The organism is Aneurinibacillus terranovensis DSM 18919 (assembly GCF_000430625.1).
In the GTDB taxonomy this organism is placed as follows: domain Bacteria; phylum Bacillota; class Bacilli; order Aneurinibacillales; family Aneurinibacillaceae; genus Aneurinibacillus_B; species Aneurinibacillus_B terranovensis.
Genome location: NZ_AUMJ01000018.1, coordinates 60,641 through 72,291, shown reverse-complemented (window position 1 = coordinate 72,291; position 11,651 = coordinate 60,641). Strand labels below are relative to the sequence as shown.

13 protein-coding genes are annotated in these 11,651 nt (G+C 48.5%); all 13 read left to right on the top strand.

Features of this window, described 5'->3' with window-relative positions:
• Window positions 1–112 precede the first annotated feature (112 nt).
• The 13 genes from H525_RS0104645 (at window position 113) to H525_RS0104580 (ending at window position 11,626) form a co-directional block, all read left to right on the top strand.
• Window positions 113–1,387: a radical SAM family protein gene (locus tag H525_RS0104645; protein WP_027415234.1), complete on the top strand. Its 1,275-nt coding sequence runs from the start codon at window positions 113–115 to the stop codon at window positions 1,385–1,387.
• A 112-nt stretch (window positions 1,388–1,499) separates the two neighbouring features.
• Window positions 1,500–1,697: a 50S ribosomal protein L31 gene (gene rpmE, locus H525_RS0104640; RefSeq protein ID WP_027415233.1), complete on the top strand. Its 198-nt coding sequence runs from the start codon at window positions 1,500–1,502 to the stop codon at window positions 1,695–1,697.
• Window positions 1,698–1,905: 208 nt separating this feature from the next.
• A complete protein-coding gene (locus H525_RS0104635; protein WP_027415232.1) occupies window positions 1,906–2,526 on the top strand; it encodes a YhcN/YlaJ family sporulation lipoprotein in 621 nt (206 codons plus the stop codon).
• Between the two features lie 141 nt (window positions 2,527–2,667).
• Complete coding sequence (prfA, locus tag H525_RS0104630) at window positions 2,668–3,741, top strand: peptide chain release factor 1 (protein WP_027415231.1); 1,074 nt, start codon at window positions 2,668–2,670, stop codon at window positions 3,739–3,741.
• Between the two features lie 3 nt (window positions 3,742–3,744).
• Window positions 3,745–4,626 (top strand): peptide chain release factor N(5)-glutamine methyltransferase, encoded by an 882-nt coding sequence (gene prmC / locus H525_RS0104625; RefSeq protein WP_027415230.1) that lies wholly within the window; start codon window positions 3,745–3,747, stop codon window positions 4,624–4,626.
• 69 nt (window positions 4,627–4,695) lie between these two features.
• Window positions 4,696–5,295, top strand: a complete 600-nt coding sequence (gene spoIIR / locus H525_RS22840; protein WP_081413227.1) for a stage II sporulation protein R — start codon at window positions 4,696–4,698, stop codon at window positions 5,293–5,295.
• A gap of 238 nt (window positions 5,296–5,533) precedes the next feature.
• Complete coding sequence (locus tag H525_RS0104615) at window positions 5,534–6,610, top strand: L-threonylcarbamoyladenylate synthase (protein ID WP_035099967.1); 1,077 nt, start codon at window positions 5,534–5,536, stop codon at window positions 6,608–6,610.
• A gap of 60 nt (window positions 6,611–6,670) precedes the next feature.
• Window positions 6,671–7,225 carry a manganese efflux pump gene (locus H525_RS0104610; RefSeq protein WP_035099964.1) on the top strand — a complete coding sequence of 185 codons (555 nt, stop codon included), beginning with the start codon at window positions 6,671–6,673 and terminating at the stop codon, window positions 7,223–7,225.
• A gap of 12 nt (window positions 7,226–7,237) precedes the next feature.
• Complete coding sequence (locus tag H525_RS0104605) at window positions 7,238–7,993, top strand: ZIP family metal transporter (RefSeq protein ID WP_027415227.1); 756 nt, start codon at window positions 7,238–7,240, stop codon at window positions 7,991–7,993.
• Between the two features lie 89 nt (window positions 7,994–8,082).
• Window positions 8,083–8,775: a low molecular weight protein arginine phosphatase gene (locus tag H525_RS0104600; RefSeq protein WP_027415226.1), complete on the top strand. Its 693-nt coding sequence runs from the start codon at window positions 8,083–8,085 to the stop codon at window positions 8,773–8,775.
• Between the two features lie 66 nt (window positions 8,776–8,841).
• A complete protein-coding gene (locus H525_RS0104595; protein ID WP_027415225.1) occupies window positions 8,842–10,128 on the top strand; it encodes a methyl-accepting chemotaxis protein in 1,287 nt (428 codons plus the stop codon).
• A 471-nt stretch (window positions 10,129–10,599) separates the two neighbouring features.
• Complete coding sequence (gene rpiB, locus H525_RS0104585; RefSeq protein WP_027415224.1) at window positions 10,600–11,043, top strand: ribose 5-phosphate isomerase B; 444 nt, start codon at window positions 10,600–10,602, stop codon at window positions 11,041–11,043.
• 19 nt (window positions 11,044–11,062) lie between these two features.
• Window positions 11,063–11,626, top strand: coding sequence for a TIGR01440 family protein (locus H525_RS0104580; protein ID WP_027415223.1), 564 nt, complete (start codon window positions 11,063–11,065; stop codon window positions 11,624–11,626).
• Window positions 11,627–11,651: the final 25 nt, after the last annotated feature.

Here is an 11,651-nt window from a genome sequence, read left to right as displayed (position 1 = left end):
GACTATTTTTATTTTTGCAGGGTCTTCCCTTGCGGGCAAGCGTCCTCGCAAGGGAAAACTCTGCAAAAAGAAACGGATTTCGCAAATGAAAAATAAGGAGTTTTGATAGATTATGTACCTTGTCTATGCTGATGAGCAGGGCCAGGTGTACGATCACCCGGAGCTGTTTGGTCTCGGACGCAGCGGAAATACTCTTCTTGAGATTATGAAGGAGGAGCTCATCCCACTGCCGGAAGGAGCGACTCTTGTCAGCCTTCCGTTTACTGTGCCGGTTGGGCTTGACCCGGAAACCGGCGAAATGGTTCGCCTTGATGGCTTTCAATGTGTCGGCGCGCTGCTGCCGCAGGGATATACGCGCCTCATGTTTCCCGGCTATGTGAAAGAAAATAAAGAGGAAAAACTTCCTCTTTTTGGCTACACGGCTGTTGTTTGGTTTAATGATGGCTTTTACGTTACCGCCGAAGCCACGGATGACCCGTACAAATGGAATCCACTTCATTTTCCAATGGATGATTTGGAAAGGAAAGTGAAAGAAGTTCTCACACAATACCCGGATAACCGTGTATTTAATCACTTAAGCAATTGTACGCTGGGCTACGAATGCCTGACTGCATCCAATACATTTCTGAACAGATGGGAAGCCGGACTGCCTGTTTCCTACTCGTGCAATGCCGGCTGCTTTGGTTGTATTTCCGAACAACCGGATGACAGCGGTTTTCCTGCTCCACAAACGCGGATGAACTTTAAGCCGACAGTGGAGGAACTGGTTGAGGTGATGATGTATCATTTGCAAACGCCGGAGTCCATTATTAGCTTCGGTCAGGGGTGTGAAGGTGAGCCTTCTACCCAGGCGGCGATTATCACCAAGGCGATGCGTGAAGTCCGTTCCCGAACCAACATAGGTTTTATTAATATCAATACGAACGCCGGCCTGACAGACCACATAAAAGCAATAGTCGATGCAGGCCTTGATTCGATGCGGGTCAGCATCATCAGTGCGATTGACGAGCACTACAACGCGTATTACCGCCCCCGCGCCTATACGCTGGCCAACGTCGAGAAATCGGCAGCGTATGCAAATGAGAAAGGTGTATATACATCGATTAACTACCTTGTTTTCCCGGGTGTGTTCGACCGGGAAGAAGAGATGGAAGCGATGATTGAATTTATTAAGCGTGCCGGTATTAAGATGATTCAAATGAGAAATCTAAACATTGACCCGGAAAGCTATCTGGATATGATTCCTCCTGCAAAAGGAGAAGTATTCGGCATGAAACAGGCGCTGGAAATTTACCGTCGGGAATTGCCGGATGTAACCATTGGCTCGTATACGCATGTGCCGCCTCTGGCATTTCAGCAACGCCGCCGGGAGACGTTAAAAGCATAAGGATTTAAAAATGGAAACGAGTCCTTGCAATACTGTAAATACCGTGCTATACTCACAATATTGTGATTGAAACTCTGTTTCGTAAAGATTCAGGGCAGAAAGGGTGAAATAAATGAAACCGGATATCCATCCAAATTATAAGTTAACTAAAGTTACTTGCGCTTGCGGAAATGAATTCGAAACCGGTTCTGTGAAAGAAAACCTGCGCGTGGAGATTTGCTCCGAGTGCCATCCATTCTACACCGGTAAGCAAAAATTCATTGATGCCGGCGGACGTGTAGATCGTTTCAAAAAGAAATACAACCTTTAATAAGTTGAATTTTCGACGGCTTAAACAGACAGGCATACCCGCCTGTCTGTTTTTTAATATAGTGGGGAACAAAGTAAGGAGAAAACAGAATGGCGCAGTTTTATTTTCGATACGGTACAATGAAGAATAAAGAACGATACACATAATAATGAACATACACATAAGTTTTGCCTGATCCTCACACGCTATGTGTAAGGAGGTGGGCGAATTGAGAAAAATAGCTCCCATTGTCGTGCTCGGATTTGTTATGTTAACGACCGCGTGTAACCAGAGTGCGGCGCCGGATAACCGGAGAATATACAACAACGAACAGGTTAACCAAGATCCACAGGTTGGTAACCATCCACAGGTTTATGACCGTTCGAACGGACGGATAAATAATACAGACCCGAACGCGGAGAATCATGGAAATCATATTCTGAGCAACCCAGGCCCCAACCCTGCAATAAGAGGGGGCCGCGTAGAAGGAGGCGACGGTGACCAACATCCGCAGGCGGAGGCGGATCGCATAGCCCAGGCAGCCGCTTCCGTGCCTGGCGTGAAGCGGGCAACCGTCATTATAAATGGAGAAACAGCCTACATTGGCCTTCAGTTTGATAGAGTCATGCGCGATCAGTCCAGGCTAGCCTACGTGAAGGACCAGGTGAGAACGCGTGTCCAACAGAAGATGCCCCGGTATCGAGTCCGCCTTACTTCAGACAGTCGATTATTCAGTATGATTCAGGATATCCGGGATGGCATCCGCAGCGGCACACCGGCCAACAACTACCGGACCAATTTCATTGACATTGACAGCCGGATAAATCAGATGAATCGAAGTGTTCACTAAAAAGAACGTTGGGGGAGATGCGTGCGAAATCCGTTTGTTTTTGCTGGTCTTCCCCGCAGGAGAAACCGGACTTTGACGAAACCAGGCAAATCCACTATAATTAGAATGTTACGGACTTTTTGAAATGAGGTGAATCAAACCGTGCTACAGCGATTGGAATCGGTTGTTGAGCGGTATGAGCGATTAACACACCTTCTGTGTGAGCCTAATGTCATGAACGACCCGGCTAAGCTGCGGGAGTATTCAAAAGAGCAATCGGATATTGAAGAAACTGTGCAGGCATATCGTGAATATAAATCAGTAAGTGAGCAGCTCCAGGATGCGAAAGCGATGCTGGAGGATAAATTGGACGACGAAATGCGCGAAATGGTTAAAATGGAGATTAGCGATTTAGAGTCCAGAAAAGAAGAGTTAGAAGAGCGGATTCGTATTCTTCTGCTTCCGAAAGACCCTAACGATGACAAGAACGTTATCATTGAAGTGCGGGGTGCGGCCGGCGGGGATGAAGCGGCGTTGTTTGCGGCGGATTTATACCGGATGTATACACGCTATGCGGAGAAGCACCGGTTTAAGGTAGAAGTTCTCGAAGCGAATTACACCGATATCGGGGGATATAAGGAAATCATTTTCTCCGTTAACGGCAAAGGAGCATACAGCCGGCTCAAATTTGAGAGTGGTGCCCACCGCGTTCAGCGGATTCCTTCGACCGAATCAGGCGGGCGGATTCATACATCGACAGCAACGGTGGCCGTTCTTCCGGAAGCGGAAGAGGTGGAAGTTGAAGTCAATGAAAACGACATTCGCGTGGACCTTTTCTGTTCGAGCGGCGCGGGTGGACAGAGCGTTAATACAACCAAATCAGCAGTTCGCCTGACCCACGTTCCTACCGGTATTGTTGTTACGTGCCAGGATGAGAAATCCCAGCATAAAAACAAAGACAAGGCGATGCGTGTACTGCGAGCCCGCCTCTTGGATAAATACCAGCAGGAAGCAGCGGCCGAATATGCCGATGTTCGCAAGTCTGCAGTGGGAACAGGAGACCGCAGCGAGCGAATCCGGACCTATAATTTCCCGCAAAGCCGTGTTACGGACCATCGGATAGGGCTTACTCTGCACAAGCTTGACCAGGTGTTGAACGGGGAAATGGATGAAATTATTGACGCGCTTATTTTAAACGAGCAGTCCGAATTAATGCGGAACGCGGAAGGTGCGTAACCGATGAAAATGACCATACGAGAAGCCTTGAAGAAGGCTTCTCGTTTTTTAGAAGAGAAAGGCATTGAAGACGCTTTGTTTTTGGCGGAATATACGATTCGTTATGTCACCGGCTGGGACCGTACCCGGCTTTTTTCCAGTATGTCTGACACATTGAGTGAGGATAAGTGGAAAAGCATCGAATCGATTCTCCAACGAAGATCAGCCGGGGAGCCGATTCAGTATATCGTCGGAGAGCAGGAATTCTACGGCATTGGTTTCAAGGTGAATTCGTCTGTGTTAATCCCACGGCCGGAAACGGAGCAGCTTGTGGAAGAAATCATCAAGCAGGCGCACCGTCTTTGGCCGAATGAAGCCGCTCTTTCGGTTGCCGACATCGGGACAGGCAGCGGTGCCATCGTGGTTACACTCGCTGTCGAAGGCGGAGTGAACTGGACCTTTACGGCTACGGATATTGCCATGGATTCTCTCGCTGTGGCAGAGGAGAACGCTGCCCGGCACGGGGTGCGGGAGAAAATATCATTTGTCGCGGGTGATTTGCTGCAGCCTCTGCTTTTAAAAGAGGAGAGGGTTCACATTCTCGTTTCCAATCCCCCTTACATCCCCTCTTCTGACATTGCCGGGTTGGATTTGCAGGTGAAGGAGCATGAGCCGAATCGTGCGCTGGATGGCGGCGAGGATGGCCTCGATTTTTACCGGCGGATGGTAGGGGATTTACCGCGTGTTCTGGAAAATCGGGCGCTCGTTGGATGGGAAGTCGGTATTCATCAGGCGGAAACTGTGCAGCATTGGCTGAAGGAGACTGGCCTTTTTGAAAGGATTTATATCGTGAAAGACCTGGCAGGGATTGCAAGGCATGTAATTGCTGTGCGTGACAAAAAATAAGATTCTGAACGTTTGCAATCTTCCCTTTCTGTCTATACTTGTGAACAGGGAGAGGAAAGGGTGAAGAGAATGAAACGGTTTATGATTTTATTTTTTGCACTTTTTGTCTTAACGATGAGCTGGGAAAGTCAGAAGAACGCCATGGCCGTGTTCGCATCGGGCGAGGTGCCGCGGCAATCGATCCGACTTCGCATTCTGGCCAACAGCGATTCCCCGGAGGACCAGCAGTTAAAGCGCCAGGTTCGGGACCAAGTAATAGAGAACGTGAAAAAGTGGTCGGGTGAAGAGGAAAACATCCAGCAGGCCCGCGTAATTATACAAAAACATATACCTGAACTGCAAGCGATTGTAAACCGGATGATCAAAGAAAAAGGATTTGATTATACAGCGACCGTGCAGCTTCGGCCAACGGATTTCCCGACAAAAATGTACGGGACCCAGGTATTCCCGGCGGGCCAGTATGAAGCGGTACGGATTGCTATCGGACAGGCTGCCGGACAGAACTGGTGGTGTGTTCTGTTTCCCCCGCTTTGCTTCGCCGACATTGCCAACGGGGATACGGTGACGAAGAGCGGACAGCAGCAGACGCAAACGAAGGATGTTCACGTTCGATTTTTTGTCGTGGATGTATTCTATAAAATTGTCGACTTTTTCCGCCATGCTGTGTAAGATATGGTTATTAGAAAAACTCTGTCATCAGGCAGAGTTTTATTCGTTAGGCAGGCATGTTTGCGTCCAATGTGGATATTATCCAAATTTTCCGGAAAAAGAAGCGGGTAAGACGACTCATCAACTAGACTTATCCACAAGTTATACACAATTTGTGGATGAATGCTCTATGAACCTGTAATTTACACAGGTCTATTTGAAAAAAAGCATAGAATATCGTAGAACTGAGGTTGCAATCATGAATCAAGATACAAAGTACTGGATTGTGGATAAAATTGTGGATGACCCAAGTGCTTATCCACAGGGTTATCAGTTTATCCGGGAAGCGGCTGAACTTTTGCAAAAAAACGAGCTCGTTGCCTTTCCGACAGAAACGGTATATGGTCTGGGAGGAAATGCGCTCGCCGACGAAACGGTAGAAAAAATATACGAAGCAAAGGGCAGGCCAAGTGATAACCCGCTTATTCTGCACATTTCCAACTGCAAACAGCTCGAACCGCTGGTCGCTGAGATCCCACCGCTGGCAAAGTCCTTAATGGAGGCTTTTTGGCCGGGGCCCTTAACGCTTGTTTTCCCCAAAAAGCCCGGCATTGCACACCGGGCATCTGCCGGGTTAGATACACTTGCGATTCGGATGCCGGCCCATCCGGTGGCTTTAGCGCTTATTGAAGCTGCCGGATTGCCGGTTGCGGCTCCCAGCGCCAACCTGTCTGGCCGTCCAAGTCCGACAACAGCCCAGCATGTACGGGAAGATTTGAATGGGCGTATCGCTGGCATCCTCGACGGGGGGGCGACCGGCATCGGGGTCGAATCTACCGTCGTTGATATTACCGGGAATATTCCCGTCATTTTGCGGCCGGGTGGGATTACCGCCGAGCAGGTTGCCGGGATTGCCGGGGATGTGGAGATGGATCCGGGCCTGGTTAACGAGGCGGTAGCCCCTAAGTCGCCGGGCATGAAATACCGCCATTATGCACCGAAAGGGGAGATGTGGTTAATCGAAGGGGATACTGTGGATAACATGGCGGAAACCATCACCCGCCTTGCTGATAAAGCGAGGGCAGACGGGAAAAAGGTTGGTATCATGGCTACTGAAGAGTCGGCGGAACGGTATCCGGCTGAACATACCGTTCTCGCCTGTGGAAAGCGTACTGATTTGCTTACGGTCGCGCATCATTTATACGATGTATTGCGCCAATTTGATGAGCGGCATGTCGACCTGATCCTCGCGGAAACATTTCCGGAAAAGGGCGTTGGCGTCGCTGTTATGAACCGCCTTGGCAAAGCTGCGGGCGGAAAGCGTTATATTTGCTAGTTGTCCCGCATATCCTCCCTATGTAGAGCAGTGGACTAGGGTAGGATAGGAGGGAATGATGTGGGGGTTAATCAGTGGGGAGAGATTATCACGATCCTGATGATTGGCATAGCGCTTGGAATGGATGCATTTTCGCTTGGAATAGGAATGGGAATGGGCGGCATCCGCCTCCTGACCATATTGAAAGTCAGTGCCACAATCGGAATCTTTCATATTGTTATGCCGCTAATCGGAATTGCCATCGGTATATTCCTCACATCTGTAGTTGGCCATGTCGCCACGTATATTGGCGGTGGTATTCTGGTCGTGCTCGGACTTCATATGTTATGGAATTCCTTATTCAACGAAGAGGAAAGCCCCTTGCTAAAAACATCATTCTGGGGGCTTTTGTTATTTAGTTTCAGCGTTAGTCTGGATGGCTTATCCGTTGGGCTGTCATTCGGCCTTTTCAATGTAAACACCGGACTGGCTGTTAGCGTATTTGGTATTATGACGACAATTCTTGCGGCAATCGGTCTGATGGTTGGCCGCAGAGTCGGTCACTGGCTCGGCGAATACAGTGAAATTCTCGGGGGCATTATTTTATGTGCCTTCGGGATTAAATTTTTACTGTAGGGGGGGCGGGGGATGTCAGACGTTGTTGTTTTAAGCATGCTGACGGGTTTTACCACGTTGATAGGCGCCTCTATTCTTTTGTTTATCGGGTCGCCGGGAAAAAGGCTGTTCGCGCTTTATCTTGGTCTTTCCACAGGAATTATGACGCTTGTTATCTTTGTTGATTTAGTGCCGGCTTCTCTTAGGGATGGGGATATATACGGTACGCTGCTGGGCAGCGGCATGGGCGTTTTGTTTCTCATGATCGTCCACTCAGTGGTCGATGCCCTTTACAGGAATAGAGAGGAAATTATTACACATAGTAGTAATATGGAAGTGCCTCACCAATCATGGCGCAAAGCCGGTTGGATGATGACTATTGCAATCGCTCTTCATCATATTCCGGAAGGAGTGGCCATTGGGGCAGGATTTGAAGCCCATGAACACATCGGGATGATGATTGCGCTGACCATGTCGCTGCATAACATTCCGGAAGGGATTGGATTTGCAGCGCCTTTATTGATGGGGAACCTTCGGAAGCCGTACATCATGCTGCTGGCTGTCTTGATTAGCCTCTGCATTCCTTTGGGTGCATGGATAGGGGAATTGTATTTTACTTCTACTCCGCAGGCCATTACGCTGGGTCTTGCCTTTGCCGCGGGAGCGATGGGGTATATCGTGTGGAAAGAAATGGGACCTGCAAGTTTGCGGCTTGATTCACTGAGTGCGCAGCTTGGTATGCTGCTCAGCTTGGCAGCGATGATTATTCTCCATTATATTGGGGGATAGCTGTAGGAAAGAAAAAAAATTTTTTTGACTCTTGCAATTTTAATCCGCATGGTACAAAAATAAGAAGAAGTAGGAAAGGGGAGAAAGATATGCGCATCTTATTCGTTTGTACAGGTAATACATGTCGCAGCCCAATGGCTGAGAAGTTACTCCAAAAGATGGCGAATGATAAGGGATTGGATATAGAAGTGCAATCCGCCGGACTCTTTGCTTCCCAAGGCTTTGCGGCCTCCGATCATGCGGTTCGGGTTCTCAGGAAGAAAGGCATTGAATGTACGCATGCATCCCAGCCTGTTACACCTGAGCTTCTGGAATGGGCCGATATCATTCTAACGATGACCGAATCGCATCGTCATACGTTGTGGCAGAAGTACCCGCAGTACGAAAATAAAGTGTATACACTTAAAGAATATACCGATTTGTCGCCAGAAACAAATACGCGCACAGCCGAACTGGATGAACTGTACCGTGAATTGGAAAGGAAACAGGAAGCGTTTCTTGCCATGAATCGTGAGGAAATTTCCAGGCTGGAGGATGAATATCAAACGTTATATAATCAATTGGAACAGGTAAGAGAGCGGCTCGATGATTGGAGAGACCAACTGATGAAAGAAACGGTCGAGGAGCGCAACCGGATTGCGGTACTGGAACAGCAAACCCCTAATTACGATATAAGTGATCCGTATGGAGGCCCGCTCGAAGTATATGAGCAATGTGCGGAAGAAATTTCTCATTCACTCGAACAACTGCTTAGAATCATTGAAAAGAACGTGAATAGGTAACGTTAATTTTCCGATATATATAGACTAAAAAGCACTATGCTTTTTGGTACAAGGGGGAGGACTCAGGTGGAGCATAAATCAAAGCACCGATTCAGTTTAGAGAAAAAATTAGTCATTGGAATCAGCTCGCTATCCGCGGTTACATATAGTACAAGCGCGTTTTTTCTGTTTGTACTCCAAAAATACGTAACCTTTATCCCTGCCTGGCTTTTTACGCTGTTAACGCTGGCCCTGGGAGTATTCTGGTCAGGTTTTTTTGGTTGGCTCGTAGCCCGCTGGATTTCACGGCCGCTGGTGCAGTTGGAAAAGGCAGCTTCAACCGCTTCAACGGGTGATTTACGCGTCGAGGTGAAGGTGCCGAAATCGGATGACGAAATTCGCGCGCTTGCCGGCTCGCTGGCCACGATGATTACAAATCTGCGCAACATGATTAAAGATATTAACACTTCAAGTGAGAGTACGGCAACGAGCGTAAATGAATTAACGTATGCTTCGGAGCAGGCTGCTGTTCAAATTGAACAGGTAAGCGTAACTATGGAACAGATTGCCCGCGGTGCTGAGAGTCAGGAATTGCACACGAAAGCGGCTGTGGAATCACTGGAAGCGGTAAGTCAGTTAAGCCACGATGTCAACCGGTTTGCCGAGAATTCCCGCTCGCTTTCGAGGCAGATGTTAACAACGCTGCATGAAAGCAATAAGGTGGTGGCTTCTCTGGTGGAAGGGATGCATACACTTGCCACTGAGAATCAACTGTCAATTCAACTTGTGCAGGATTTAGAGAAAAATGCCGGTGAAATCGGCAACATTACCCGGGTTGTCAGCGAACTTGCCGGGCAGACCAATTTGCTTGCCCTAAATGCGAGCATTGAAGCGGCCCGTGCAGGAGAGCACGGCAAAGGATTTGCCGTTGTAGCGGATGAAGTGCGCAAGCTTGCCGATGAAAGCGGGACGGCGGCGGCTAACATTAACTCGTTAATTGAACAAATGCAGCGGCAGGTAGAAAATGTCGTCAAGCAAATCAGCGAGCAGGTATCGATTGCGAATAAAGAATCCAAGCGCGGCGAGGAAACGACCAAAGCGCTCGCTAATATCTCTGATTCGGTTAATGGTGTGGTTGATTCTGTTGAAAAGATCTGTGCTCTCATCGCCCGTCAGGTTGATAGCATGGAAGTTACCATGAAGGGTGCCCGCGAAGTGGCGCGTGTTGCTACAGAAACATCGCAGGGAGCGGTGACGGTTTCCAATGCGGCCCAGGAACAAACCGCTTTTATGGAGGAGGTCGCTGCAGCCGGACAGGTGCTGCGTGAGCAGTCCGAACAGTTAAAAGACCTTGTCGCAAGGTTTCGGGTATAGTTTATTCTTGGTACGTGAGCATACGGATGATTCGAAATGGGAGCTTAGACGCTTCCGTTTTTTGTTTCCACGTAACATCATTTGTTAAAAACACTTCAACTGTCCGTGTTTCTCTTCCGCCTGGAGGCGGCCCGAAACATTCGGGTAGTGCGTCTTACAAGGTTATGCTATATCGGGATTGAAGAGGGTGCGTTTTCCTGGTACTGACGGGAGCAGGGAACGAAAAAAAGCACCCACCCACATGTTTCGGGCTGTTTGGCAAAACCTCTTTTTGCAGAACAAACTGATTTACTTTAAAAGAAACCCGGGAAAAATTATGTTTGTTGTTAAAGACGAACAATAATTAGTGTATAATAGAGTAACGTACAGGTTTTTGATTTTGTATTTTCACAAATCTTCTCTATGCAACCTTGAGGAATAGGGTATAATACTTTTAGACATTACAGGATGACATGGAATGGAGGAGAAAAAGTGAAGGTAGCGTTGGCAGCTGACCATGGGGGTTATGTGTTAAAGGAAGAGATTAAGAAGTACCTGGAATCGGAAGGGATAGAATATAAGGATTTTGGCTGTACGTGTACGGATTCGGTGGATTATCCGGACTATGCGCTTCCGGTAGCGGAGAAGGTAGCCACCGGGGAATTTGACCGTGGGATCCTCGTGTGCGGTACGGGCATAGGCATGTCGATTTCGGCGAATAAAGTGAAAGGGATTCGCTGCGCGCTTGTCCATGACTCTTTCAGCGCAAAAGCCACAAGGGAACACAATGATTCAAATGTACTGGCGATGGGAGAGCGTGTGATCGGACCGGGGCTCGCCCTTGAAATTGTAAAAATTTGGATACATACGCCGTTTTTAGGTGGACGGCACTTGCGGCGCATTGAAAAAATTAAGGAAATCGAAGATAACCAGTAAGGTGTGAAGCCGTGTGAACATTGAAAAACTGAAACAAGACGCACAGTCCATTGTGGCAGAACTTTTACAGTCCGCACCACTGGGCGAAAAACATGTTCTCGTTATCGGTACCAGCACGAGTGAAGTCATCGGTAAACAAATCGGGACGGCGGGCAGCGTCGAGGTTGCCGCGGCTCTCTACAGTATTTTTAAGGAGGCAAGCGAAAGACACGGGTTTGCTCTGGCGTTTCAATGCTGCGAGCATTTAAACCGCGCGCTTGTCGTTGAACGAACAACGGCGGAACGCTATAGCTGGCCGGAGGTTTCTGCGGTACCTGTGCCCAAAGCCGGGGGATCGATGGCGGCAGGCGCTTTTCAAAAGATGAATGACCCGGTACTGGTGGAATACATTCAGGCGGACGCGGGGATTGACATCGGTGATACGTTTATTGGAATGCACCTTAAACCTGTTGCCGTTCCTGTAAGGCCCAGCGTAAAGCAACTGGGTGAGGCGCATGTGACAATGGCCCGTACGCGCCCCAAATTAATCGGCGGGGCACGGGCTGTCTATGAACGTTCATCCGCAGAAGAAAGTTGCACATAAAAAATTCACTAGAGGATTAGAGAGG